This is a genomic window from Aliidiomarina taiwanensis (genome assembly GCF_003987015.1).
In the GTDB taxonomy this organism is placed as follows: domain Bacteria; phylum Pseudomonadota; class Gammaproteobacteria; order Enterobacterales; family Alteromonadaceae; genus Aliidiomarina; species Aliidiomarina taiwanensis.
Genome location: NZ_PIPQ01000001.1, coordinates 215,951 through 241,108 on the forward strand (window position 1 = coordinate 215,951; position 25,158 = coordinate 241,108).

Here is a 25,158-nt window from a genome sequence, read left to right on the forward strand (position 1 = left end):
TCGTTTGCGCGCGGACGCGCTATGATAGCGTAAATTTTAACATAGGACAGATGAAGATGAGACGTGCTGTTGTTACCGGATTAGGTATTGTTTCAAGTATCGGCAATAACCAAGAAGAAGTTTTAGCTTCACTACGGGAAGGGCGTTCAGGCATTACCCGTTCAGAAAGTTTTGCTGAAATGGGTTTACGTTGCCAAGTGTGGGGCGACCTGAAAATTAATGTTGCCGAACATATTGACCGTAAAGCATTGCGCTTTATGGGAGACGCTGCAGCGTATGCATATATTTCATTAACCCAAGCTATCGCAGACGCAGGCTTAAGCGAAGAAGAAGTAAGCAATGAACGCACGGGGCTTGTGGTTGGCTCTGGAGGTGCTTCAGGTGAACACCAAGTGGCAGCTGCTGACACGCTCCGCGAACGTGGTGTGCGCCGAGTGGGACCTTACATGGTGCCACGCTGCATGGCATCAACGACGTCTGCCTGTTTAGCAACACCGATGAAAATTAAAGGGGTGAACTACTCCATTAGTTCGGCCTGTGCTACCAGCGCGCATTGTATTGGTCATGCACTAGAGCTGATTCAACTGGGCAAGCAAGACCGTGTGTTTGCCGGTGGTGGAGAAGAACTTCACTGGACCTTAGGCATGGAGTTTGACGCCATGGGGGCCCTCAGCAGCAAGTACAACGACACACCAGAAAAAGCATCGCGTACCTACGACGCTGATCGTGACGGCTTTGTTCCATCGGGTGGTGGTGGCATGCTCGTTATAGAAGAGCTTGAAACAGCCCTGGCTCGTGGTGCAAAAATTTACGGTGAAATTGTTGGCTATGGCGCGACATCCGACGGTTACGATATGGTTGCACCTTCAGGCGAAGGGGCCGTTCGTTGTATGAAAATGGCCATGGCAAACATTGACCAGCCAATTGACTACTTGAATACACATGGTACGAGTACGCCGGTTGGTGACGTGAAAGAGCTAGAAGCCATTCGTGAAGTTTTTGGTGAAAACACTCCAGCGATTAGTGCGACGAAAGCGATGACAGGTCATGCCTTAGGTGCGGCAGGTGTGCATGAAGCTGTATTTTCACTGCTCATGATGCGTGACGGCTTTGTGGCCCCTTCTATTAATATCGACACCCTCGATGAGCAAGCAGCAGGTATGAATATTATTAAGGAGCCAACCGAGCAGAAGCTTGATCTGGTCATGTCCAACAGCTTCGGCTTTGGTGGCACCAATGCGTCACTGGTATTTAAGCGCTATGAAGGTTAAGTTCTTCTGATTGCTATAATATTTTAAGATTCTTGCTAAAATGGACTCAAACCTATTCTCTGGTGCGAGTCCATGAACTTTCTCATTCACGAAAACCTGCCTAAATTAAGTCAGTACCTAGAAGGGTACGGGACACTGCAAACGTTCTCTGGCCGTACGCCACCCTCTGAATTATTAGCCAATACGCATGCTTTGCTCATCCGCTCGGTGACGCAAGTAAATGCCCGCTTGCTTGAACAAGCACCCAACCTTTCATTTGTGGGTACAGGCACCATAGGTACAGAGCATGTGGACACGCAGACACTTGCAGAACGAAACATTGGGTTTGCCAGCGCCCCTGGCGCTAATGCTATTTCTGTTGGCGAGTATGTCCTTGCCGCCACCTTAGAGTTGGCAAGCAAAGCTCAAGTGTCTTTAGACGGAAAGCGGGCATTGATTATTGGTGCAGGGCACACGGGGACACAGGCTGGCCTACGGTTAGCTGCACTCGGTATGCAGGTTGAGTATATTGACCCTGCCCCTGTGTTACCCACAGACAATAAAACAATGGTGGGCTGGGAGGCTTTAGCTACAGCAGATGTGGTGAGCTTGCATGTACCTTTAATACACGCAGGTGAACATGCCACTTATCACTTGTTCAATGAAAAAAATCTCGCTCAACTCAAGCCTGGGGCTATTTTCATTAACGCGAGCCGAGGGCCTGTTATTCAAGAGCTGGCACTCATTAAGCGCTTGCGTACAGGTCCTAAGCTCTATTGCGCTCTAGATGTATGGGAGCAAGAGCCACAAGTGTCCCGTGAGTTGGTGGGCTTAGTGAATATTGCCACTCCTCATATTGCAGGACATAGCCAAGAAGGCAAAATTCGCGGTAGTTACTTACTGTACAAAGCTCTCGCGGCTTACTTTTGCTGGCCTCATGCGAACAAAAGTGAAGAGATCTATATGCCCGAGCGTGGCATACGGGAATTTAGTTCTCTATCTCAGGATACGCAGAGAATACCTCAGAGCACGATAACAGAATGGGTGCGAAGTAGTTATGACATTATGGCTGACGACAAAGCGTTTCGTGCCCAAGGACTGAGTCCTGAAGGGTTTGATGGACTAAGAAAAAAATACCAACATCGACGTGAGTTAAGTGCGACTTGTGTTAAGGTGTGGAAGCAGCATGAAAAACAATGCCAGCAACTCGGTTTCCTAGTAGTGCCGTTAATAAATTCGCAGTAAAATGTAGCGTCGAATGCCAGTTTGGCGTTTTTAAAAAGTGAGAGGATGTAAATGAACTTAGAGTTGAATGTCGCTGTTTTAGGCGCCACAGGTTTGGTGGGTAAGCAAATAATTGAAAGCCTGAGCGAGCGAAACTTTCCAATAAAGCAATTGTTTCCATTAGCAAGTGCGCGCTCGGCAGGCACTGATATTCAATTCAAGGGCGAAACACTGGTTGTGGAAGACGTCGAGCAGTTTGACTGGAGTACAGTGGATATCGCATTTTTTTCGGCAGGAGGGGCAGTCTCGGCAGAATATGCCCCGCGCGCTGCTGACGCTGGCTGCGTGGTCATTGATAATACATCTCACTTTAGATACCAACCAGACGTACCTCTTGTAGTGCCCGAAGTAAATGGTGAGGCGTTGGTGGACTTTAGAAATTGCAATATTATTGCCAACCCAAACTGTTCAACCATCCAAATGGTGGTGGCATTAAAGCCTATTCATGATGCGTTTGGTATTGAGCGTATTAATGTTTCGACATATCAGTCTGTTTCTGGTGCTGGCGCTGCCGGTGTAGATGAATTAGCTCAGCAAACTGCAGCTTTATTAAATGGTAAGCCCGTAGAGCCCGAAGCCTTTGCGCGCCAAATTGCGTTTAACTGCATCCCTCAAATTGACGAGTTTTTAGATAACGACTACACCAAGGAAGAGATGAAAATGGTGTGGGAAACACAAAAAATATTTGGTGATGAAAGTATTCGCGTAAATGCCACGGCGGTTCGTGTGCCCGTATTCTTTGGTCATGCAGAAGCGATTAATATTGAGCTACGTCAACCAGCCGATGTAGAAGAAATTAAAAATATTTTGCGTGAAGCTCAGGGCGTAGAGCTGCTTGAGAATCAAGCGGACTTCCCAACCCAAGTGTCAGGTGCTAGTGGCCAAGACAAAGTGCTTGTGGGGCGTGTGCGCGCCGACATTTCACATGCGCATGGTATGAATTTATGGGTGGTGGCAGATAACGTTCGAAAGGGCGCAGCGACCAATAGTGTGCAAATTGCGGAGCACTTGATTCATACTTACTGGTAATGGCTTTTCAATAATTGCCTACAGGTAAAGGCGGCGTGAGAATTGCGCTGAGTGATAAAGAACACTCTTCTTGCGCCGTTATATAAAAGGAAGCTTAGGGCGCGTAAGTACTCGTTGTATCGTTTTTACGCTATCACAATTATAATTTTTGCGTTCGATTCAGGATAAATACAATGACCCAATTTGCTCAGGGAAGTTTAACTTTTTTTCGGTTGCCTCGACGTTGGCTCCGTACTGCGCTCAGTTTGACAGTAGGAGTTGGCTTGTGTGCAGTTTTACTGCAGCCACTGCCAGCCATGGCTCAGGAAGCAGACCGTGTGGTTATTCGGGGGCCGCAAGGCTCTGAAAGCGCTCAGGTTCGCCGCGGAACAGAACAGTACGGCCCTATCAAAGCAACCGATACCTTGTGGAGTATTGCAAACCGTCATCGTCCTCATTCGAGTGTTACCGTGCCACAAATGATGGCTGCCATAGTGCAAGCGAACCCGGACGCATTCCCAAACGGCAATGCAAATGAAATGCTGACGGGCTTTTATTTACGTATTCCTAGTTTGGAAGAAATACAACAGTTAAATCCTGCCGCAGCACAGGTGCAAGTGGAGCAAGCCGAGCTAATTGCCCGACAGCAACGCATTTTAGAGCAAGAAGAAGCCTTAGTTCAGCAACGACGAGAAGAACAACAGCGGCTTGTGGAAGAGGCGCGTGCGCAGGCGGAAGCTGCTGTGCAAAGCGTACAAAGCAGCCAAGAGCAATCCTTCAATGAACTTCAGCAGGCGCTGCTTCGTTCCATTGAAAGTACGGAAGCCTTGTACCAAGACAACATGGAACTGAAGGAACGCTTAAAGCTGTTAGAAGACGCGTTACAAGCTATGCAAAACGACGTCGTCACCGCTGCTGAATACGAAGCAGAAATAAGCCAAATAAAACAAGAGCAAGAAGCCCTAAAGCAAGCGCAAAGCGGCCAAAATACTGCTTCAAATTCTATGCTAGACGACTTGTTAGAGCAGCCAGGTATGTTAATTGCTCTAGCGTCGGTACCTGCATTATTGATGATTTTATTAACCACTTGGTTACTGCGCCGTCGACAAGTGGATATGGCAACGCACGAGTTATTAGCCGAGGAACCGGCTGAGCGCGAGAACGAACCTGAGCTCACCGATGAAGAAGCCCGAGACGTATTAGAGCGTGAGCTAATGGGAGGGGTTACTGTTGATGAAGATGCAGGAATAGAGGATCCCTTCGCGGACTTTGCAGACGATGAAGAAGAAGGCACCGATTTAGATCGCTTGTCTGATGAGATGCTCAGACCAACGGACGACGGTGAAAGCGAAGCGGAAGATAGCTTTGGGATAAACGAAGAAGCAAGTGAGTTCGATCACTTCACAGAGCTTGATGAAGACGTACAAAATCCGACGGAAATCGATGACGCACCAGACTTAGTTGACGATGAAGAGGAGATGGAGCCGCTTGGAAAAGAAAGCCTGGATCAAGACGACCTTGATGCGCTTTTTGAAAGTGAACAATTCTCAGCTGGAGAGTCTGAAGCGCAAGAAGAGCTTGCTACTGACCCTGTAGATGTAGCCAGTGAGGTGCAAGCACCGGTTGAAGAGGCGGACACCCTTGCGGAAGACGATATTGATAGCTTGATTGACAGTATAGGTGAGCCCCCGGCAGCGGAGGACCCAGACACAGTAACTGAGCCAGACGTAGAACTGTTGCCGGAAGACAACCATGAATTAGACCCGTTAGACCCAGATGTCGCTCTTGACCAGTCTGAACAGGCAGACGAACAAACACCGGCTGAGTTAGATGTAGATGAGCTGCTAAATGAACTGGGTATTGAGGAGGATGCGTCCGCAACACAGGTCGACGACATCGACACCCTTCTGGAACAAACGCAAGCCTTAGAAAGAGAGTTGAAAACAGAGCCCGACACGGACTTGGTATTTGACGATGAAGCTCATGAAGATGAGATGCCTCAAGAAGAAGGGGATGAGGAAACGCCAGAAAACGACCCATTCCTTGATATTGATGACATTCTTGCTGATGCAGAAAACACCAGCGAGCCAGATGATAGCGAGACGGAAGATGATTCTTCCCGAGCAGAAGACCAGCTAGCAGCTAAACTAGACTTAGCGCGTGCTTATCTTGAAATGGGTGACAAGGAAAGCGCCTTAGAAGCAATTCAAGAAGCTTTAACTTCAACAGATATCAGTATTCGAGAAGAAGCAGAAGAACTGAAAATACGTATTGAATCAGAGTAGTAGATGACAAAAAGAATTGCCCTCGGCATTGAGTATAACGGCCAACTTTATTCAGGTTGGCAGCGGCAGCATCATGCCGAAACGGTGCAAGCCTGTGTAGAAAGAGCACTTGAGAAAATCACCTTGCACCCAACCTCAGTTGTGTGCGCAGGACGGACCGACGCTGGTGTTCATGCGACCCAGCAGGTGGTGCATTTTGATACACCAGCAGAGCGCCCAGATGGTGCTTGGACTATGGGGGTGAACTCCCATTTGCCGTCTGATATAGCAGTACGCTGGGTGAAAGAAGTGCCTGAGGACTTTAGTGCGCGCTTTTCTGCCAAAGCGCGACGCTATCGCTACATCATTTATAATGCCCCCTTGCGACCAGCCATTCTTAACGGAGGGGTTACGCATGTATACCAAGCGTTAAATGAGGTTGCCATGCATGAGGCAGCGCAAGCCTTGCTGGGCGAAAATGATTTTAGCTCATTTCGGGCGGCACAATGCCAGTCTCATACGCCTTTTCGCAACGTGCACTTTGTAACGGTTGAACGCTATGGCGCTTATGTAGTCATAGATATACAAGCCAATGCTTTTGTGCACCACATGGTACGAAATATTGCTGGCGCGCTGATTGCCGTTGGCAGTGGCGAGCAGCCCAAGGAATGGATACAACATTTACTCGATGTCAAAGACAGGCGTTTGTCTGCAGCGACAGCAAAGCCAAATGGTTTATACTTAGTACAGGTTCACTACCCAGAGGCACTTGAATTGCCCCAAGTACCGCTCGGGCCACTATTTTTACCGCCGGAGTAAAACATATTAGACCACTTAGTTCTGCAAGTGACTGCAAAAATATGGTTTAATGTGCGGTAATTCAACGAACATGACGCAATTTGGCAACACGCCAATTAGTGATAGGTATATATGAGCTGGATCGAAAAAATACTTTCAAAACCTCAGTCAAGCAAACGTCGTAACATACCTGAAGGGGTATGGAGCAAATGCGGCGGCTGTGAAGCTATTCTTTATCGTGCCGACCTAGAACGCAATATTCACGTCTGCCCAAAGTGCGACCACCATATGCGTTTGACAGCTCGTGAACGTTTAGACCACTTTTTAGATACCGAGGGTCGAGAAGAGTTAGGTGTAGAGCTAGAGCCGCAGGACCAGCTGAAGTTTCGGGACTCGAAACGTTATAAAGACCGTATTTCAGCTGCGCAAAAAGCAACCGGTGAAAAAGACGCTTTGGTTGCTATGAAAGGAACTTTGAAAGGTCAGCCTATTGCTGCTGTGGCCTTCGAATTTAGTTTCATGGGGGGCTCGATGGCAACAGTGGTTGGGTCCCGTTTTATTAAAGCCGTGGAGGCCTGCCTTGAGCACAATATGCCGCTGGTATGCTTTTCAGCATCTGGTGGGGCGCGTATGCAAGAAGCGCTATTATCCCTCATGCAAATGGCGAAAACGTCTGCTGGGTTGGCTAAAATGTCCGAACAAGGCCTACCTTATATTTCGGTACTCACAGACCCTACCATGGGGGGCGTATCAGCCAGTATTGCTATGCTAGGCGATGTGAATATAGCAGAGCCGAAGGCCCTTATTGGATTTGCCGGGCCACGTGTTATTGAACAAACAGTACGTGAAACTCTGCCAGAAGGCTTCCAGCGGAGTGAGTTCCTGTTGGAGCATGGCGCTATTGATATGATCGTTGACCGCCGCGACATGCGTAATAGAGTGGCCAGCTTGTTGTCTAAGTTTCAGCACTTGCCAGCACCGAAAGATGAAATTATGATGGCAGACAACACTGCGGACTAAAACGAGGTTTAAAACCTTGAGTACTTCAAGCTATTCAGAACAGCCACGCTCATTAGACGCGTGGCTTTCTTATTTAGAACAAATACATACTAAAGAAATTGACATGGGGTTGGAGCGCATCACTCAGGTTGCTACCACCCTGGGCGTATTACAACCTGCGAAAAAGGTACTCACTATTGCGGGTACCAATGGTAAAGGCTCCTCCGTTGCCATGGCAGACGCTATATTACGACAAGCAGGTTACTCCACAGCCTGTTTTACTTCACCACATATTGTGGACTACCGGGAACGCGTTGTAGTCAATGGGAATATGCTGTCGGAGCAAGCTCATTGCGATGCATTCAGTGCCGTTGAGAAGGCTCGCGGTGAAACGTCACTGACTTATTTTGAATTCGGCACCTTGGCCGCTTTATGGCTAATGAAACAACACAAGTTAGACGTAGCTATACTTGAAATTGGATTAGGTGGCCGCCTAGATGCGGTGAATATAGTAGAGCCTGACGCAAGCATTGTGACCAGTGTCGATATTGATCATGTGGGTTTTTTAGGTGATAACCGAGAAGACATTGGCTATGAAAAAGCAGGGATTTACCGAACGGGAAAACCTGCCATTTGTGGTGATCCAAAGCCCCCGCAGCGGTTAGTTTCCCATGCACAAGCGCTAGGAGCGCAGCTATTTTGTGTTGAACAAGACTATCGGCATGAGCTAGACGAACACACATGGGCCTTTATGCCCTGTTCTGAACGAGGACAGGAGTATTTAAAGCCTCTCCAGCAGTTACCTGTTCCACAGCTACCACTGGCGAATGCACCAGGCGTGATTGCTGCCTTGCAGATGCTTGGCTTGCCTATTTCAGATGAGGCGATGAAACGAGGCCTAGCGACCGCTGCAGTTCCAGGGCGTTTCGAGCGTTGGCCTGGCCAACCCGAGGTGATTTTGGATGTGGCACACAACCCCCATGCGGCAAAATACTTACACGATAAGCTCATGCAAATACGCCGAACACAGTCTACACAAGGTAAAGTTTTAGCTGTATGTGGTATGTTGAAGGACAAGGATATAAAATCGACCCTAGCTGAACTGACGCCTGCAATATCACATTGGTATGTGGCGAGCTTACCAGGGCCACGTGCCGCATGTGCAGAGGAGCTAGCGGGCGTCCTGGACAGCATGGGTCAAAAAGCACAGCCATTTATGCAGGTCGCTGCGGCCTATGAAGCAGCGCTAGCAGAGGCTGAGCCAAATGATATACTTGTTTGTTTTGGGTCTTTTGTGACCGTGGCCGCTTTGTATGAACATAAAGGGAGAGCTTTCAATGGCAGGTAGTCCTTTGCAAAATAGAGTGGTTGGCACCGTATGTGTGGTTGCCCTAGCGGTTATTATACTGCCAGACTTGTTCGGTAATGCAGGGCAAGCGCAGCGCGATGACTTTCAAGTAACACCCCTTAGCCCCACGATAGACTCGCATATGCAGTCACCTGACTTTCCGCGTGACTTTGCAACGACGGCACGTACCCAAAGAAATAGCATTGCGGTTCCCATTATTGATGCTGAAGAAGACAGTACCGGCAGTGAACCGTCGGAGCAGCAGGAAGTATTTGCCGAAGATCTCGATACCCCTTCAGGTGACCGCTGGGTTATTCAGTTGGGTGCTTTTCGCAATGCTGACTCGGTAGAAGAACTATTGGCGAAGTTAAGAGACGCAGGTTTTGCGGCAGATAGCCGAGTTGTTCGCCGTACGGATGGCGCCTTGCATTTATTGTTTGTTGGGCCTGACCTCAATAAAGAAACACTCAATGCACAGCTAGAAGAGCTAAAAGAGTTAACTGCGCTAGAAGGAAAGGTAGTGCCATATCAACCAGCGAATAACTAAAAAGCTAACGCCCAACAATTGCTTTCTGGTAGAATCCCTGTGTCTAAAAAAGATGGCTTAAAATTATGATTTGGATTGATTACGCAATAGTCGGCGTAATAGCACTTTCAGTTTTAATAAGCTTGATCCGTGGCTTCGTAAAAGAGGCGCTTTCCTTGGCCGTATGGATAGGTGCATTTTTTGTCTCAAGCATATTCTATAGTGATTTAGCCGAATTCCTTACCGGGTTTGAAGACCCTATGGTACGCAACGGTTTAGCCGTGGCGATTCTCTTTATCTGCACACTCGTTGTTGGCGCCATGCTGACGTATATAGTGGGCCAACTCGTTCAGAAAACAGGGCTTAGCGGCACCGACCGACTGCTAGGCGTTGTCTTTGGTGGTTTGCGGGGCATTTTAATTGTAAGCGCTTTGCTTTTTATGATGGACGCCTTTACGCCGCTTTCAAATGAAGACTGGTGGAAAAATGCAGTGCTTATTCCCCACTTCGAAATATATATTCAATGGTTTTTTGATTACCTGCAAAACTCGTCGAGCTTTTTGCAGTCAACCGAAATAAGAGGGTAGTCGTTATGTGTGGTGTCGTTGGTATCGTTGGTAAGCAACCCGTAAACCAAGCATTATATGATGGGCTTACAATGCTACAACACCGTGGACAAAACGCGGCAGGCATTATGACCATTGATGGTTATAACCTGCGTCTACGTAAAGGCAATGGCTTGGTGCGCGATGTGTTTCATACTCGGCATATGCGCCGGCTCAGCGGTAATATTGGCATTGGCCATGTTCGTTATCCAACGGCAGGTAGCTCAAGTTCTGCAGAAGCACAGCCATTTTATGTAAACTCACCGTTTGGTATTGCCATGGCTCATAATGGCAACCTCACCAACTCCAACGAACTTCAGCAATCGTTGTTTGAAACTGCAAAGCGTCATATTAATACAGCTTCGGACTCGGAAGTACTGCTGAATATTTTTGCTCATGAAATTATGCGTGAAAACCAAATGCATTTAAGTGCCGACGACATGTTTGCTGCTGTTAGCCGTGTACACCAGCAAGTAAAAGGTGCTTATGCAGTGGTTGCCATGGTCATTGGGCATGGCATGGTGGCGTTTCGCGACCCCTTCGGAATTCGTCCATTAGCGATTGGCAAACGCGAAACGAGCCAAGGAACCGAGTATATGGTGGCTTCAGAAAGTGTTGCGATTGACGGCACTGGCTTCACATTTATGCGTGACGTAGAACCAGGCGAAGCGGTTTATATTACTGAAGAAGGCGAATTGTTTAGCCGCCAGTGTGCTGAAAACCCGGTCCACATTCCGTGTATTTTTGAATATGTTTATTTTGCCCGTCCCGACTCTTTTATTGATGGTGTTTCAGTTTATGCAAGCCGCATCAATATGGGGCGCAAGCTAGGTGAAAAAATCAAGAAAGAGTACAAAAACCTAGATATAGATGTGATTATTCCTATTCCAGAAACCGCATGTGATATAGCGCTAGAAATATCGCGAGTGTTGGACAAGCCTTACCGCCAAGGGTTTGTTAAGAACCGTTATATTGGCCGCACATTTATTATGCCGGGACAAACTCAACGCCGGAAGTCGGTGCGCCGCAAGCTCAATGCAATTGGCTCTGAGTTCAAAGGAAAAAATGTTCTTCTTGTGGATGACTCAATTGTGCGCGGAACCACTTCAGAACAAATCATAGAAATGGCGCGTGAAGCGGGCGCGAATAAAGTGTACTTTGCATCTGCTGCGCCAGAAATACGCTTTCCAAACGTGTATGGTATTGACATGCCAAGTGCGAATGAATTAATTGGCTATGGTCGAGAAGTGGATGAAATTAGTCAGCTGATAAAGGCTGATGCACTCATTTACCAAGACTTGGACGACCTTATTTGGTCGGCACAAGTGGAGAATAGCAACTTAAAGCAATTTGAAAGTTCTGTATTTAGTGGCCATTATGTCACAGGTGACATTGACCAAACATATTTAGATCGCCTCCATGCTGCACGAAATGACAGTAAGCAAGAAGAACAAGAGCAAGAAGAGTCAAATTTGGCTCTTTACAATGAGGCCGACTAACCACAAAAGAATTGGAGAAATGGATGCTCACACTTGCTACAAGGTATCGAAAGTTTAAGCTCGCATTTCTCTTTTCCCTTCTTATCCCGCTCGTGCTGCCATTCAACACGCGAGCGGAAATTCTTTATCAAGTCCAACTACCCGACCGCTCCTTATGGATTTTGGGTACCATTCACTTAGCAGCAAAGTCCTCCACCGAGCTCAGCGACAAAGCTAAACACAGCATTTCTACCAGCGATCGCCTTTGGATGGAGATTACCCCAGAAGAGCTTAACTTAAGCGCAGAGATGCTGTTTGAACAAGGCTTACACGACTTCCCTTATTTGCGAGAACAGTTACCCGAAGAGCTTTGGGCCGAGCTCGCTGCACTCATTGCTCGGGTGGGGTTGGCTCCATCGATCGTACAAAGAATGGAACCCTGGCTGGTTGAATACCTGGTGATGGTTATGTGGCTGCAGCGCGAAGGCTTCAAGACCAGCTTGGGTATTGACTATCAAGTCATGCGATATGCAGCCTTGAACAGCATGACGGTCAGTGGCTTGGAGTCTGCACATGACCAAGTAACCGCCTTGGAAAAAGCACGCCTTGGCGTGGACCCAGAGCAGCACGTTAAAGAGATCTTGGCGCAGTTCCATAGTATTTCGCAGGAGCTTGCTGAGCTTGAGCGGGGCTGGCAAGAAGGGGATTTAGACTATATTTGGCAGCAAGTCGAGCAGAGTTTGTCGGCCCAGAGTCAACGTGTATTGCTTGAAGCGCGCAATAAGCTGTGGTTTGAACGGTTGCAACAAGCTGTAAAGAAAGATGAGCAGCACTTTGTTGCCGTTGGGGCTGCTCATCTTGCAGGTGAACAGGGCTTATTAGCGCTATTTGAGCGCGCCGGAGCCCTCATCACCAAGCATTAAGTTAACGTTGGAACGGGTACACAGAGCCCAGTTGAAGGATTTGCGTCAGTTCATCGAGCGCTTCCCGCGACTCTACGAGCAGCTGCGGGTCGGCTAAGTCTGCAGTGCTTAGCTCATCTCGGTAGTGGCTGTCGACCCACGAATTTAGACGCTCAAATAGGGCGTCACTCATAATGCAGGCTTGGTTGACAGCACCCAGCTCTGCGTCGTTCATAGCCACCCGCAAGCGCAAGCAAGCAGGGCCGCCGCCATTGCGCATGCTTTGTTTTACATCGAAGTAGCGCACTTCTTTAATAGGTGTGTCTTTGCTGACTAACTCTTCAAAGTAGCTGCGTACAATGGCACTTTCTTCACACTCTGTAGGTGCGATAATCACCATACGACCATTTTCAAGAGTGACCAACTGCGTGTTGAACATATAGGTTTTAACCGCTTCAGCCACAGACACTTGCTCAGTAGGCACTTCAATAAAGTGCATAGGTACTTGTAGCTTCTGTTCTAGCTCTGCAAGTTTGGCTTCCGTGTTCAAAAAAGCCTCTTGGTGATAAAACAAAACATTTTGGTTACCTACGGCAATCACGTCATTGTGAAACACGCCTTGTTCAATCACTTCTGGGTTTTGCTGAACAAAAACTGTTGAAGCATCTGTTAAGCCGTGTAAACGAGCAACGGCTTCGGACGCTTCACGGGTTTGCCGTGCAGGGTATTTTTTAGGAGCAGGTTTGCTACCATCAAAAGCGTAACGCCCATAGACAAACATTTCCACGCCTTCTAAGCCGTAATCTTGGCAAAAGCGAGTATGGTTTGCGGCACCTTCGTCGCCAAAATGTTCGTTGTCAGGTAAATGGGTGTGGTGCTGGAAGTAGTCCGGGTTCTTAAACATGGCCTGGAGAATACGGCCCGTCACTTCAGGCTCGAGGGAACGGTGAAACTTATTGGTTAAATTTGCGGGCGTAAAATGAACGCGACCATCTGCCGTGTCAGCACTTGCTGAGACAGTAGCTGCATTGGCGGTCCACATACTGGAAGCAGAGCACACGGCCTGAAAAATAGCTGGAGAGGCTTTGTAAGCAGTGCTCAGAACCTGGGCGTCAGTGCCTTGAAAACCAAGTCGACGAAGCGCATAAACATCAGGACGCTCTTGTGGTGCGAGGACCCCTTGGACAAGTCCCATGTCGTGCAAAGCTTTCATTTTCTTCAGGCCTTGCTTGGCAGCAGAGCGTGGGCTCGATACACTGCGCGCATTACTGAGTGACGCGACATTACCGTATGAAAGGCCCGCATAGTTATGAGTTGGCCCGACGAGACCGTCAAAGTTAGCTTCGTAATGTTTCATTTCAGAGGGTGCTCCTGGTCGTTCCGAGGAAATTAGGCGGAAAAGGAATTTATTTTGCATTTTATTATACGCACCCTAGACTGGAAGGAAAGCCATGATTTTACTGAGCTTCGCCAGTTTTCCGCCGTGTTTGATTAGCTATTCACTTTGCGTTGATTAGTATGTGATGAATAGCTGTGGCTTGTTACTGAGCTCGAATAATTATATATGTGTAAATAGAACGCCGTTTACAGGCAAAGCTTGCAGATTGTATTTGAAAAGCTTATATAGGCACTGTTTCACGCTAAACTCACGCTTCATTAAAAGTAGAGAACACAGATTTCATGAGTAAATCGTTAGTAATCGTTGAGTCTCCTGCGAAAGCAAAGACGATAAACAGGTACTTGGGCAACGACTTTATTGTTAAGTCGAGCGTTGGTCATGTCCGCGACTTGCCTACCAAAGCCTTAAAGAAGGCACCAGCGAAACCACCTGCTGAAGTGCGCAAAATGTCGCCTGAAGAAAAGGCCGCATACCGCAGCAAACGAGATTACATCAACTTGGTTATGCGTATGGGGATAGACCCTGAAAATGGTTGGGAGCCTCACTATGAGGTTTTGCCAGGGAAGGAAAAGGTAGTGAAAGAGCTACAAACCCTAGCGCGAAAGGCCGACACCGTTTATCTCGCAACGGATTTGGACCGCGAAGGAGAGGCGATTGCGTGGCACTTACGCGAACTCATAGGTGGTGATGACAGTAATTACCAGCGCGTGGTGTTTAATGAAATTACTGAAAAAGCCATAAAAGAGGCTTTTGCAGAGCCCGGAGAACTTAATGTCGCTCGCGTCAATGCGCAGCAAACACGCCGCTTTCTTGACCGAGTGGTGGGCTTTATGCTGTCTCCTTTACTTTGGAAAAAAGTGGCACGAGGACTTTCGGCTGGCCGGGTACAGTCGGTCGCTGTCCGTCTCGTGGTGGAGCGAGAGCGAGAAATTAAAGCGTTTAACCCAGAAGAGTTTTGGGACGTTCACGCAGACTTACAAGCCGCCGAAGGGCAAGCTCGCTTCCAAGTCAATAAAGAGTCTGGCAAAGCCTTTAAACCTGTTAATAAAGAACAAGCTGACCAGGCTGTGGCTGCACTAAGCGGTGCAGACTACGAGGTGGTTGGGCGTGAAGATAAACCTACACAAAGCCGACCGAGTGCTCCCTTTATCACTTCCACCTTGCAGCAAGCGGCGAGCACACGCCTTGGTTTTGGGGTAAAGAAAACCATGACGATGGCTCAGCGCTTATATGAAGCGGGTTATATTACCTATATGCGTACAGACTCTACGCACTTGAGCCAAGACGCACTGCAAAGCTGTCGAGGCTTTATAGAAAAAGAATTCGGGAAAGCCTATTTACCAGAAAAGCCCAACTTTTTTGGCAAGAAAAGTAATGCCCAAGAAGCGCACGAAGCGATCCGCCCTTCCAATGTGAACGTTCGCTCGCATCAGCTAAAGGGAGTAGACCGTGACGCTGAGCGCTTGTACGAATTGATTTGGAGACAGTTCGTGGCGTGCCAAATGCCACCCGCTCGATACGACTCGACCACCTTAACTGTGGCTGCTGGGCCGTATGAACTGCGCGCTCGTGGCCGCGTGTTACGTTTCGATGGTTGGACAAAGGTGCAACCACAAGTGAACCGTAAGGGTGCGGATGACTCGGCATTACCTGATATTCAGAAGGGTGAACAGTTGAAGTTGATCGCGCTTGATCCGCAGCAGCACTTCACCAAGCCGCCGGCCCGATTTAATGAAGCCTCTCTTGTTAAAGAGCTAGAAAAGCGCGGCATTGGCCGACCGTCAACCTATGCTTCAATTATTTCCACCATCCAAGACCGAGGCTACGTTCGGATTGAAGGGCGACGTTTCTATGCGGAGAAAATGGGTGAAATAGTAACGGATCGGCTCACCGAGAACTTTGAGAATTTATTGAGCTACAACTTTACTGCAGAAATGGAACAGCGCTTAGACGACATAGCAGAAGGGAAAACCGACTGGAAAGAAGCACTTGACCAATTCTATGAACAGTTTAAAGAGCGCCTAGAGCAAGCGGAAGCGGACGAGGCCGAAGGCGGTATGCGTGCCAATCAAATGGTACTAACAGACATTGAGTGTCCAAAATGTTCGCGTCCTATGGGTATTCGCACCGCGTCGACAGGTGTGTTTTTAGGTTGTTCAGGTTATGACTTGCCTAAAGACGACAAGTGTACTCAAACCATGAACTTAACTCCGGGCGACGAAGCCGAAAAGGTGACCGACGGCGACGAGGAAGAAGCAGAAGTAAAAGCTTTAATGGCGCGCCGCCGCTGCCCGAAATGCGACACCGCTATGGACAGCTATCTATTAGACGAAAAGCGCAAATTGCACGTGTGTGGTAATAACCCACTGTGTGATGGCTTCGAAGTTGAAATGGGCACATTCCGCATTAAAGGTTATGAAGGGCCTGTTATTGAGTGCGACAAGTGTGGTGCTGATATGCAGTTGAAATCGGGTCGCTTCGGCAAGTATTTTGGCTGTACCAGCGAAGATTGTAAAAACACCCGCAAGTTACTCCGCAATGGTGAGGCGGCTCCTCCGAAGGAAGACCCGGTGCATTTACCAGAGCTACCTTGCGAGAAGTCTGACGCATACTTTGTGCTTCGCGACGGGGCGTCTGGCATTTTTATGTCGGCCAGTACTTTCCCACGTTCACGGGAAACGCGTGCAGTCAAAGTAGCAGAATTACAGCGGTTTGCAGACCGCTTACCGGACAAGTTTAAATACTTAACGGAAGCTCCTGCAATGGACCCAGAGGGTAATGAGGCCATCGTTCGCTATAGCCGGAAAAATAAAGTTCAGTACGTTATGTCTGAAGTTGATGGCAAAGCGACCGGTTGGCAAGCACACTATGAGCATGGTACCTGGACAGAGGTAGCGGCAAAGAAAAAAAAGGCCGCAGCGGCCGGGGCCAAAAAGAGGAAACCAGCAACTAAAAAGTCTTAATGGAATAGTGGAGTGAACTATGCGACGGATGACACGGATTGTCGTCGGCGCAGCTCTTGCAAGTACTTCATTTGCAGTGCCTGCGTTAGATCATGATTGTTTACCTTTTACCCAGCCTACCGAGTTTGCATCAGCTCGCTTTGAGCCTCCTGTGCGCTACAAGCTTGAAGCGGCTCTATTGCGGCCGCAATTAGAAAAGCTCCTCACCGAGCATTGGGGTGTTCAACGTGTTGTTTGGTATGCGGACAACCACCACACTTGGCCTACCTACTTTGAGCTTGTTGCGCCTAGCTGGGATCAGCTGCTTGAAAACTTGCTGAAACCTTATCAACTTCGAGTGGCTTTGCACCCAAACCACACGGCGGTTGTCGATTATATGCCACAGGCGACCCAGCCATGAAACGCTTCCTTTTTTGTTTTTTAATAGGGTTAGCGGGTTGCCAGTCGCCCACGCCCTTCGACGAAGTGAAAGGGAGTGCCGTGCAACGCTTAGCTGACGCGCGTAACCAAGAGTCGCCAGCAACAGAGCTGCGTCACGTAGTGCGATCCCAAGGTTATTTTGTCCCGCCTCTTAACTTGCCAAGCACAGAAGGCCCAGAGTGGTTTCAGCGCCCCGTTCATTTTGCGTTTGATGAATATCCACTAGAGCACGCGTTAAAAGACTTACTTTCTCCCGAGGGGGTTAGTATCCGCTTACTTGATGACATCGACGCAACCATACCATTGTCTCTCCGCCTGCAAGGGACTTTAGGGGAAGCCTTGCAGCGCATTGCGTTAGCGACTGGGCTGTCTTATACGGCTGAAGAGGGGCTGGTGGTATGGCGACAATACGAGATAGCTGAATTTGATGTGGCATTTTTAGCAGGTGAAACCAGTTTTTTTCTCGGGGACGACGGCTCGCGACAAAGTCAGGGCAGTGGCCAGCAAGGGCAACTTATGGTGACGGGTGGAAGCGTCAACGACGATTCCAGCCAATACTTAAACTTTACCAGCCAAGAGCTTTCCGTGTGGGAGGACTTAACTTCGGCTTTGACCATGCTACTTTCTAGCCAGGGGTCGATAGCCATCAATCAGAGCTCAACGTCCATATTGGTGCGAGACTTACCTCAGCATGTGCAGCTTGTGCGGGAATACTTATTGCAGCAAAACGCACGGCTTACACGTCAGGTAGCTGTAGATATACAAGTGATTGATGTGGTGTTTACAGATCAAGACCAACGGGGCATAGACTGGAGCTTGCTGTCCGAGCGCGTGTCTGGGGCGAATATATTGAATTTATTTGGGGGCGGCACACAAAGCATACAACAAGGTGCATCTGGGGTGCATTTTATGCAAACGGCAGGTCGTTTTGCTGGGTCTGAACTGCTAGTACAAGCGTTGCAGGAACAAGGGGTGGTGGAAGTAAGTAACCATCCGCGCATGGTGTCGCTCAATAACCAAATATCCAAAGTTGTGCTCGAAGAAAACGTGACCTATTTAGCCTCAGCGGGCAGTAGTTCAACCGCAAACGTGGGCAGTAGTGACTTATTGATACCTGGTGTGGTGCGAACGGGCTTTGAGTTATATTTGCTGCCTAAAATATCCAACGAGCAAATTCTGCTACAGCTCTCCACCAGCTTGAGCGACTTACTTGGTATTGACCAAATCAATTCGGGCGACAAGCTGATACAAACGCCACAAACCACCCGTAAAAAGTTCTTTATGAAGGCAATTGTTGGCAATGCAGAAACGCTTTTAATTTCAGGCTTACAAAATACGCGTCGTCAATGGAAAGGAAAGAAAGGGTTGCTGCCTTGGTTGTTTGGCGGTCAGCGCAGCAGCCAACACCAACACACGGAAACAATCGTCCTGTTAACGCCGCGCATTTTACCTTCGGGGAATATGTTATGAGTCAAACGCTGGCCTTGTTTCCTGTTCCCCGTGGCGGTTTTAATAAGCGCTTAAAACAAGCAGCACAACTATACCCAGGCGGCTATGCGGAGCGCTTTATCTGGGGTGGTAAGTCTTGGTTACTCTGTGCATCTGCGAACGTACTGGTTTACCCGAAGTTCTTTGCTCAAGGCAAAACAAGTCCTCAGGGTATTGCTGTGTGCCAGTTACAAGGGCGAAAGTTTATCTATGCATGGGACAAAGTAGGTGTGCTGGTCTGTTTCCTGGGGGATAAAGAAAAAGTAAGTGCGCTGGTGACCTTACTATTACAACGAAAGCATTTTCGCCCTCAGCTCTGGCTAGATGATGCAAGCCAGGCAGCCTTGTTAGATGTAACTGCCGAAATACCAAACGAAGATAAACACCCGTGGCCTACTCTTTCGGACAGGGAGCAGCAGAAACTGAAAATGTATTCTGTAAAACGCCTGTCGTCGAAGCCATGGCTGGGGTTGGTGAGTATTATTAGTCTGTTGGTGTTTATTGGGTATGGTCTGAATACGTGGGCACCTTGGCACAGTGAACCTGAATGGCAAGACCCTGGCGTAGCCTTTGAAGCGCGGTTGGCGACAACAGGGGCGAATATTATTCCCTTATTAAGGCTCGACTATAATCAGCAACTTATGCTGCAACAATTGCTTGGCTGGCAGCTTGAGCGCGTTGAGTATTCTCCTCAGTCCGTGCGCTACCGTCTTCGTCGCGAGACCGGCAGTATACAAAGTTTAAGAGACTATGCTCGCAAGCATGCACTGGCCGTGCAGCTGAATGAAGGATATGCCCAGTTAACGCGGGCAATACAGCTGCCAAGTGCCATCTCTGCCCCGAGTGACGTACAGTGGCATACCGTTACGGAGTTAACCGACTGGCTTGACTTTCAACTGACCCTTTGGTTGCCATCGAGTCGCTTAAAGCTTGGTAAGTTGCAGCGGGTAGCAAACTGGCAACAGCAACAAATAACGATTGAACTGCACGATTACCACTTGCCTGATCTGCTGACTTTAGCCGGGATTCTTGATGGCCTTCCTTTGCAATTAACTCAAGGCGCTTTCCAGGTGCAAAGTCATTTGATTTCAGGGCAAATAACCATGCAAGCAATAGGAGCGTTAGGGTAATGTACTGGCTATTACTTACGGCGGCTGTTACGGCACAGGACAGCTACCTCTTGACCGTAGAGGAACAGCAAGAGCAGCTCACACAGCATGCAATGTTTCCTGCAGAAGGGCAGCAACACCAACAGCTAGCTTTGTCACTTCGAAATCAACGGTTGCTAGAACAACAAGCGGAAAGCCGTGCTCGTCAAATGCAGTATCAGCTGCAGGCAGCAGAAGCCTTACATGCCATGCGGCAACTATCTGTTTTAGTTTCGGCAGCGGATGTTGCCCATGCTGAAGAGCCCAGGAGCGACACTCAGGTCGCTTTCCAGGTGGACCTGCACCGATTTCGTTTATTGGCTTTGTTTATGCGAAATAACCAATGGTTAGCCCGGCTTGCCTATGGGGAACATATTTTTTCAACCGCACACAACGACATTATTTTGGGCGATATTCGAGTCATTGTCCGCTCGGATAGAGTTATTTTACAGCATCAAGAGCGTAGGCATACGCTAAAGGTAGGGGGTTAAAGTGCGCAGCATAGAAGAAGCCTCAGAACTAGGGTCGGTGCAAGCCTGTCCAGTGCTGTTAGACATCACCCTAGCGGCACAGGAAGACTGGAATAGCCACGAACAGGGGGCGGTTATTTTAGATAATGGCCTTTTGCTCGCCTCGGCCCCTGCTTGGCATACAAATATGCAAAGCTTGTGCAATTTAACTGCGCAAGCAGAGCGCCACTACCCGGCACTAACTTGGGGCACGGCGCCCATTGCTCTTATTCGCAAATACTTGGCTGACGCAGACGCCTTTCGTCGGGATCGGCTGGCGCGAGCTAACTTGGTAGGAGAAACACAAAGTATGGCCAAGCGTGCGTTGCTCGATATTATAGTGGACGCCTATCGTTTACGTGCAACAGACATTCACTTGCGCATGACGGGGAGCGAGGCACGCATCGCTTACCGAATTGATGGTTTGTTATATCATCAAGCTACACGGAGCAGGACGTCCGTTACAGAAGCTGTTGCAGCAGCATTGAATACACAGTCGGATGACTTTCGTGAAGTGTTTGACGAACGGCAAATGAGTGGCGCTAGTATTTCACTTACGCTGCCAGACAGTGGTGAACGCCTGCGCATTCGGACCCAGAAGTCACCATGTCGAGACGGCTTTTCTGTCACCATGCGTATTCAAGCGAGCGAACAGCAACGCATACCTAATTTATACAACCTTGGATTTTCGCCGAGCCGCGTGACGCAGTTGCAGCAGGTCATGGCACAAGCAACGGGCTTGTTATTGATATCAGGGCCAACAGGGCATGGCAAAACCACAACCCTAGCAGCCCTAAACCGGCTCGTACCTGAGTCCCGCAAGGTGATATCACTAGAAGACCCAGTGGAGATTATTCAACCTCATATAGAGCAGAAGTTTGTACCTACAGACCAAGATCCTTTGGCTTTTGCTCATATGATCAAATCGGTCCTGCGAGAAGATCCTGACCTTGTTGAGGTCAGTGAAATTCGCGACGTGGAAACGGCAAAAGCCGGCATAACGGCTGCTTTAACGGGGCACTTGGTTATTTCCACTATCCATGCAAATGACGCTATGGGGATTATTTCTCGCCTGATCGACTTAGGTATAGCCCCAACACAATTAAGCCAGCCAGGTTTATTTGCCGGTCTACTTGCACAGCGACTTCTGCCAAAATTATGCCCGCAATGCAAGCAGCAAGGGCAGCACGCCACTTGGGGGAAGGTGTCATTACAAAGCATAGACGGCTGCGAAACGTGCCAACACACAGGCTTACAGGGCCGCCTCGCTATATCATAACTTATTATTCCTGACGCATATGCGATGAAATGGATTCAGCAACAAGACTTTGTGAGCTGGCAAGAGGCTTTGTTGGAGCAAGGCTGGGACTCCATGGCATTTAATGCATCTGCTCTTATTTACCAAGGTGTGATTGACCCACACCATGCGGAAGAGCTGGTGCCGGGGTTACTGCAAGTTGCTCAACAACAGTCGAAGGCGAGAATGCAACATGCTGCAGTTACATAGGGAAAAGCTAAATAGACAAACGCAGATACAGTTTCTAATAGATTTAAGCGACAGCTTGACTCGAGGTTTTAGTTTGTCGCAAGCATTACAGATCATGCATGCTTGCGCAGAGGAGATAGCGGCAAGGCAGATGAGCAAAGTGGTGGTGCATATCCAGGAGAAGCTAGCTCAAGGACGCAGTTTAAGTGAGTCTTTGTTACGGCACTTTGACGCAGATTTAGTCTTGGTCATGAAAAGCAGTCATGACCCGAATCAGTTAAAAAGAGCGATGTTGGCTTTTGGGACTATGCACCAAGAGCGAAAAGGGTTAACGCAGGAAGGAATAAAGAAACTGCTGTACCCATGCATATTGCTGCTAGCCAGTGTTGTGGCCGTGTGGTTTGCAGGGGCCATCATATTGCCACGGCTTGAGGCTATGGCAAGTGGCCCAGTAACACTGCACTGGTCAAGCTACTTAAAAGGGGCGGCCAAACTTGTTCCCTGGTTATTATTTGTTGGAGCAGGTGCTCTTGTTGGCTTTCTCGTGCTGGCAAGCTCTGCAGCTATCAAGCATGGCTATAGTTTGGCTCAATCCGTTGGAGAGATTAGCCAAAGCCAAGTTTATCGCCTTTTTATTTTGGCCGGAATTTGCTACTCGTTAGGTATGTTATTGGGGCAGCAAGTGAGCTTGAATAGAGCGGTGCAGTTATTACAAGAGCGCGCAACAGGTCAAGCGAAGCGTCATTATGCTCATATGCAAGAGGCCCTTGCACTCGGGGTACTCTCGTTGACTGACGTCATGCGATCGACCTTAGTAGACCGTATTACTCTTATGCAATTACAAATGTCCGCAGGCTCGGTCCGTGAACGCAGCGAACAACTGCAAGATGTAGCCTCAAGCCTTCAACAACGAGCCGTGCGGCGTATGCAAAAGCACCTTTGGTTGCTGTCAGTTATTTGCTACAGCCTCGCTTTAGGGCTTATAGCATTACTTGGACTTGGCCTAGGACAAGCGGTAAGCAGCATGGTGACCGAGTGGGTCTAGACCGAGGGATTAATGATTAACTAAGGATGGTGAACATGAAACGAAACAACTCAGGATTTACGTTTATTGAAGTTTTAGCAGTGCTTAGCATTATTGCCCTGGCCACGATTGGGGTATTGGCATTACGCGACTGGGCCGCAAGCAATGCACGGGTGGCCGACGCAAAGGTGCAAATAGCAACCATACAGTCAGGTGTACAGCAGTGGCGCCCTCGTAATGGCACGTATACCAACATCTCTATTGACGAGCTGTCTAAAGTTGCAGCAGTACCAACCGACTGGAAGTCTGGCTCTAGTATTAACCCTTGGGGGGGAGACATTAGCGTGTCTGTTGATGGAGACGATGCTACGCGTTATGTTGTGAGCTTTACCAACATACGGGTTGCAGAAGAAGGGCAGCGACTCGTGCGTGACTACTCCGAAATTGCCACGTCAGTAAGTTTTTCTGGAAACACCCTGTATGTCACGTTCCAAGGTTAAAGCAAATAGCAGGCACTTGGTTGGGTATACTTTGTTTGAGCTACTTTTAACGTTGGCGCTTGTAAGCGGGCTCTGTTTGAGCCTGCTTGGGTTGGTAGCAAGCAAACAACCTAACACGTCGTTACAACCCCAGTTAGTGTGCGGGTACGGTTACTGGCAGTCCCAACAAAGATTTGACGAACAATGGATGTTTGGAGAGTCACATGAACAGCAGTGTAAGCAAAAATAGGGGGTTTAGTTTATTGGAGTTTGTTGCCGTATTGGCACTAGCAAGTGGCTTGTTATTGACCTATAGCCAAGTCCAAAGCTTACAACACAGGCAACAGGTACAGGGACATTTATTAGCGACGGTTGAAGCAGCTAAAGTGGCTTTGTATCAGTTCTATGAAACCCACCATAACTTTCCGAAAGCTCTACAAGAAGTGCTTTCCCCAGAGCAAGTTTTAACGCCTTGGCAAAGCAGTTTGTTCTTAGAAAAAGACCAGGATCGCTTGTTGCTTGTCACTCCAACGCCGAACGACAAGGTGCAGGCATGGTTATTAGCGCGCCTAGTACAGAGTGAAGTGACAGCTAGTGGGGTTGCTGTACCTATTCCAAAACCTATCCAAGCGTTAACTACAGACTTTGCACTGCACCGTGTTGCGGTGCCAAATAAACCAGAGTTGAATACCATGAGTGTTGACTTAAATATGGGGGGAAATAACTTACTGGAGTTTGATCAGCTAGCAGTGAATGCAGCCACAGTGGAGCAGATTGAAGCAGATATGGCTTTCGTAACCCAGCTAGATGTGGAAGCGCTCAATGCAAGCATGCTAACCGTTGACACAGCCACTTTTCAGTATGTGCAAAGCTTATTATTGGAAGCCGAACAAGTATCTGTCACCCATGGCGTACTGGGTGAAGTGGAAGTCGGGACTTTACTTGTGAATGACTTGGCAGCTGACACCGCTCAGGCTCACACACTGCAAGTGGAACAGCTGCAAGCGGAGTACTTAACGGTCGACTCGTTGGCTGTAGGCAGTATACAAGCAACAGATGTAATAACCCCAGAGGGGGCCTTAGTGGATGCACAGCAACGCTTACAGAGCCTGGAGCTTGCTTGGATGGAGTGTCGAGCTGCTGGAGGCTGTCAGTAATGCTTTTCCGTAGCATCTCTTCTTTAAAAGGAAACCCAATTAAGCACCAGAAAGGGCAAAGCTTAGTGGAAGGATTGGTGGCCTTGCCCTTATTCTTTTTGCTGGCTGCGGCTATTGTACAGTTGATTTGGCTATTTCTGGCGCAGCAGCTATTAATATCTGCAACAAGCTATGTGGCACTCTATGCTGCAACAGCGCCTGAAGACACATTGGCGCAGCAAGCCGTTTTCCAACAGCGAATAAAGCCACTTGGCCAGCACGTACCCTTACCGCATATTCATTTGGTATTACCAGACAAGAAACAGGCGCAGGCTGTGGCTGATTACAACGCAAATACACAAACGTTTACGCTAGACCCTGTGTACGCGAAGCTGCAATTAAAAGAAAAATACGACGTGAGCTTAGAGGAAGCAGAACAATGGCTGCAATTGTCCAACCTGGAGGTGCAAGTACGCTGGTGTTTTAAGCTCAAGGTGCCCGTTGTGGCGAAATTAATAAAAAAGGCGTTTAGTCAGGGGGACGGAGCCTGCGGAGTGGAAAGCCTCCTCTTGACAGGGGTCTATGTACCCCTAACCTCGACAGCGAAAGTGCCACTCCATAGGAAAAGAGAGTGGCACTATTAA

Annotated in this window: 23 protein-coding genes; 22 read left to right on the forward strand and 1 reads right to left on the reverse strand. The window is 48.5% G+C overall.

Features of this window, described 5'->3' with window-relative positions:
- Positions 1-56 precede the first annotated feature (56 nt).
- The 11 genes from fabB (at position 57) to CWE15_RS01030 (ending at position 12,483) form a co-directional block, all read left to right on the forward strand.
- Entirely contained in the window at positions 57-1,271 is a 1,215-nt protein-coding gene (gene fabB, locus CWE15_RS00980) for a beta-ketoacyl-ACP synthase I (protein WP_126756195.1), read from the forward strand.
- 72 nt (positions 1,272-1,343) lie between these two features.
- Entirely contained in the window at positions 1,344-2,495 is a 1,152-nt protein-coding gene (locus tag CWE15_RS00985) for a 4-phosphoerythronate dehydrogenase (RefSeq protein ID WP_126756196.1), read from the forward strand.
- A gap of 51 nt (positions 2,496-2,546) precedes the next feature.
- Positions 2,547-3,563, forward strand: a complete 1,017-nt coding sequence (locus CWE15_RS00990; protein ID WP_126756197.1) for an aspartate-semialdehyde dehydrogenase — start codon at positions 2,547-2,549, stop codon at positions 3,561-3,563.
- 173 nt (positions 3,564-3,736) lie between these two features.
- Positions 3,737-5,827 carry a FimV/HubP family polar landmark protein gene (locus CWE15_RS00995; RefSeq protein WP_126756198.1) on the forward strand — a complete coding sequence of 697 codons (2,091 nt, stop codon included), beginning with the start codon at positions 3,737-3,739 and terminating at the stop codon, positions 5,825-5,827.
- Positions 5,828-5,830: 3 nt separating this feature from the next.
- A complete protein-coding gene (gene truA / locus CWE15_RS01000; protein WP_126756199.1) occupies positions 5,831-6,625 on the forward strand; it encodes a tRNA pseudouridine(38-40) synthase TruA in 795 nt (264 codons plus the stop codon).
- Between the two features lie 111 nt (positions 6,626-6,736).
- On the forward strand, positions 6,737-7,624 hold the full coding sequence (gene accD / locus CWE15_RS01005) for an acetyl-CoA carboxylase, carboxyltransferase subunit beta (protein ID WP_126756200.1): 888 nt from the start codon (positions 6,737-6,739) through the stop codon (positions 7,622-7,624).
- Between the two features lie 16 nt (positions 7,625-7,640).
- Positions 7,641-8,951: a bifunctional tetrahydrofolate synthase/dihydrofolate synthase gene (folC, locus tag CWE15_RS01010; RefSeq protein ID WP_126756201.1), complete on the forward strand. Its 1,311-nt coding sequence runs from the start codon at positions 7,641-7,643 to the stop codon at positions 8,949-8,951.
- The gene (locus CWE15_RS01015; protein WP_157980687.1) at positions 8,941-9,498 is read left to right on the forward strand and encodes an SPOR domain-containing protein; all 558 of its coding nucleotides are present in this window, start codon (positions 8,941-8,943) and stop codon (positions 9,496-9,498) included. The genes folC and CWE15_RS01015 overlap by 11 nt, the downstream gene beginning before the upstream one ends.
- Before the next feature lie 65 nt (positions 9,499-9,563).
- Positions 9,564-10,064 carry a CvpA family protein gene (locus tag CWE15_RS01020; RefSeq protein ID WP_126756203.1) on the forward strand — a complete coding sequence of 167 codons (501 nt, stop codon included), beginning with the start codon at positions 9,564-9,566 and terminating at the stop codon, positions 10,062-10,064.
- A gap of 5 nt (positions 10,065-10,069) precedes the next feature.
- Complete coding sequence (purF, locus tag CWE15_RS01025) at positions 10,070-11,581, forward strand: amidophosphoribosyltransferase (RefSeq protein ID WP_126756204.1); 1,512 nt, start codon at positions 10,070-10,072, stop codon at positions 11,579-11,581.
- Positions 11,582-11,604: 23 nt separating this feature from the next.
- Positions 11,605-12,483, forward strand: a complete 879-nt coding sequence (locus CWE15_RS01030) for a TraB/GumN family protein (protein ID WP_126756205.1) — start codon at positions 11,605-11,607, stop codon at positions 12,481-12,483.
- Position 12,484: 1 nt separating this feature from the next.
- Here CWE15_RS01030 and astB read toward each other — a convergent pair whose 3' ends face one another.
- The gene (gene astB, locus CWE15_RS01035) at positions 12,485-13,819 is read right to left on the reverse strand and encodes an N-succinylarginine dihydrolase (protein ID WP_126756206.1); all 1,335 of its coding nucleotides are present in this window, start codon (positions 13,817-13,819) and stop codon (positions 12,485-12,487) included.
- Positions 13,820-14,142: 323 nt separating this feature from the next.
- Here astB and topA point away from each other — a divergent pair, with 323 nt between their 5' ends.
- The 11 genes from topA (at position 14,143) to CWE15_RS01090 (ending at position 25,158) form a co-directional block, all read left to right on the forward strand.
- Entirely contained in the window at positions 14,143-16,824 is a 2,682-nt protein-coding gene (gene topA / locus CWE15_RS01040) for a type I DNA topoisomerase (RefSeq protein WP_126756207.1), read from the forward strand.
- 19 nt (positions 16,825-16,843) lie between these two features.
- Positions 16,844-17,224 (forward strand): hypothetical protein, encoded by a 381-nt coding sequence (locus CWE15_RS01045; RefSeq protein WP_126756208.1) that lies wholly within the window; start codon positions 16,844-16,846, stop codon positions 17,222-17,224.
- The gene (locus tag CWE15_RS01050; protein WP_126756209.1) at positions 17,221-18,714 is read left to right on the forward strand and encodes a hypothetical protein; all 1,494 of its coding nucleotides are present in this window, start codon (positions 17,221-17,223) and stop codon (positions 18,712-18,714) included. Before CWE15_RS01045 ends, CWE15_RS01050 begins: the two co-directional genes overlap by 4 nt.
- Positions 18,711-19,862 carry a hypothetical protein gene (locus CWE15_RS01055; RefSeq protein WP_126756210.1) on the forward strand — a complete coding sequence of 384 codons (1,152 nt, stop codon included), beginning with the start codon at positions 18,711-18,713 and terminating at the stop codon, positions 19,860-19,862. The genes CWE15_RS01050 and CWE15_RS01055 overlap by 4 nt, the downstream gene beginning before the upstream one ends.
- Positions 19,862-20,371, forward strand: coding sequence for a hypothetical protein (locus tag CWE15_RS01060; protein ID WP_126756211.1), 510 nt, complete (start codon positions 19,862-19,864; stop codon positions 20,369-20,371). The genes CWE15_RS01055 and CWE15_RS01060 overlap by 1 nt, the downstream gene beginning before the upstream one ends.
- A 1-nt stretch (position 20,372) precedes the next feature.
- Positions 20,373-21,668 (forward strand): GspE/PulE family protein, encoded by a 1,296-nt coding sequence (locus CWE15_RS01065; RefSeq protein ID WP_126756212.1) that lies wholly within the window; start codon positions 20,373-20,375, stop codon positions 21,666-21,668.
- Between the two features lie 24 nt (positions 21,669-21,692).
- Positions 21,693-21,896, forward strand: a complete 204-nt coding sequence (locus CWE15_RS01070) for a hypothetical protein (RefSeq protein WP_126756213.1) — start codon at positions 21,693-21,695, stop codon at positions 21,894-21,896.
- On the forward strand, positions 21,880-22,920 hold the full coding sequence (locus CWE15_RS01075; protein ID WP_157980688.1) for a type II secretion system F family protein: 1,041 nt from the start codon (positions 21,880-21,882) through the stop codon (positions 22,918-22,920). The genes CWE15_RS01070 and CWE15_RS01075 overlap by 17 nt, the downstream gene beginning before the upstream one ends.
- 35 nt (positions 22,921-22,955) lie before the next feature.
- Positions 22,956-23,399, forward strand: coding sequence for a type II secretion system protein (locus CWE15_RS01080; RefSeq protein WP_198674952.1), 444 nt, complete (start codon positions 22,956-22,958; stop codon positions 23,397-23,399).
- Between the two features lie 203 nt (positions 23,400-23,602).
- The gene (locus CWE15_RS01085) at positions 23,603-24,535 is read left to right on the forward strand and encodes a type II secretion system protein (RefSeq protein ID WP_126756216.1); all 933 of its coding nucleotides are present in this window, start codon (positions 23,603-23,605) and stop codon (positions 24,533-24,535) included.
- Positions 24,535-25,158 (forward strand): TadE/TadG family type IV pilus assembly protein, encoded by a 624-nt coding sequence (locus tag CWE15_RS01090; RefSeq protein ID WP_126756217.1) that lies wholly within the window; start codon positions 24,535-24,537, stop codon positions 25,156-25,158. Before CWE15_RS01085 ends, CWE15_RS01090 begins: the two co-directional genes overlap by 1 nt.

Excerpts from the sequence above, each read along its gene's own strand:
- CWE15_RS01050 (WP_126756209.1), top strand. The coding sequence starts at position 17,221 with ATGAAACGCTTCCTTTTTTGTTTTTTAATAGGGTTAGCGGGTTGCCAG.
- CWE15_RS01070 (WP_126756213.1), top strand. The coding sequence starts at position 21,693 with ATGAAATGGATTCAGCAACAAGACTTTGTGAGCTGGCAAGAGGCTTTG.
- CWE15_RS00995 (WP_126756198.1), top strand. The coding sequence starts at position 3,737 with ATGACCCAATTTGCTCAGGGAAGTTTAACTTTTTTTCGGTTGCCTCGA.
- CWE15_RS01045 (WP_126756208.1), top strand. The coding sequence starts at position 16,844 with ATGCGACGGATGACACGGATTGTCGTCGGCGCAGCTCTTGCAAGTACT.
- fabB (WP_126756195.1), top strand. The coding sequence starts at position 57 with ATGAGACGTGCTGTTGTTACCGGATTAGGTATTGTTTCAAGTATCGGC.
- CWE15_RS01015 (WP_157980687.1), top strand. The coding sequence starts at position 8,941 with ATGGCAGGTAGTCCTTTGCAAAATAGAGTGGTTGGCACCGTATGTGTG.
- CWE15_RS01085 (WP_126756216.1), top strand. The coding sequence starts at position 23,603 with ATGAACAGCAGTGTAAGCAAAAATAGGGGGTTTAGTTTATTGGAGTTT.
- astB (WP_126756206.1), bottom strand. The coding sequence starts at position 13,819 with ATGAAACATTACGAAGCTAACTTTGACGGTCTCGTCGGGCCAACTCAT.
- accD (WP_126756200.1), top strand. The coding sequence starts at position 6,737 with ATGAGCTGGATCGAAAAAATACTTTCAAAACCTCAGTCAAGCAAACGT.
- CWE15_RS01080 (WP_198674952.1), top strand. The coding sequence starts at position 22,956 with ATGAAACGAAACAACTCAGGATTTACGTTTATTGAAGTTTTAGCAGTG.
- CWE15_RS01030 (WP_126756205.1), top strand. The coding sequence starts at position 11,605 with ATGCTCACACTTGCTACAAGGTATCGAAAGTTTAAGCTCGCATTTCTC.
- CWE15_RS00985 (WP_126756196.1), top strand. The coding sequence starts at position 1,344 with ATGAACTTTCTCATTCACGAAAACCTGCCTAAATTAAGTCAGTACCTA.
- topA (WP_126756207.1), top strand. The coding sequence starts at position 14,143 with ATGAGTAAATCGTTAGTAATCGTTGAGTCTCCTGCGAAAGCAAAGACG.
- CWE15_RS01055 (WP_126756210.1), top strand. The coding sequence starts at position 18,711 with ATGAGTCAAACGCTGGCCTTGTTTCCTGTTCCCCGTGGCGGTTTTAAT.
- CWE15_RS01075 (WP_157980688.1), top strand. The coding sequence starts at position 21,880 with ATGCTGCAGTTACATAGGGAAAAGCTAAATAGACAAACGCAGATACAG.
- CWE15_RS01020 (WP_126756203.1), top strand. The coding sequence starts at position 9,564 with ATGATTTGGATTGATTACGCAATAGTCGGCGTAATAGCACTTTCAGTT.
- CWE15_RS00990 (WP_126756197.1), top strand. The coding sequence starts at position 2,547 with ATGAACTTAGAGTTGAATGTCGCTGTTTTAGGCGCCACAGGTTTGGTG.
- CWE15_RS01090 (WP_126756217.1), top strand. The coding sequence starts at position 24,535 with ATGCTTTTCCGTAGCATCTCTTCTTTAAAAGGAAACCCAATTAAGCAC.
- CWE15_RS01060 (WP_126756211.1), top strand. The coding sequence starts at position 19,862 with ATGTACTGGCTATTACTTACGGCGGCTGTTACGGCACAGGACAGCTAC.
- purF (WP_126756204.1), top strand. The coding sequence starts at position 10,070 with ATGTGTGGTGTCGTTGGTATCGTTGGTAAGCAACCCGTAAACCAAGCA.
- truA (WP_126756199.1), top strand. The coding sequence starts at position 5,831 with ATGACAAAAAGAATTGCCCTCGGCATTGAGTATAACGGCCAACTTTAT.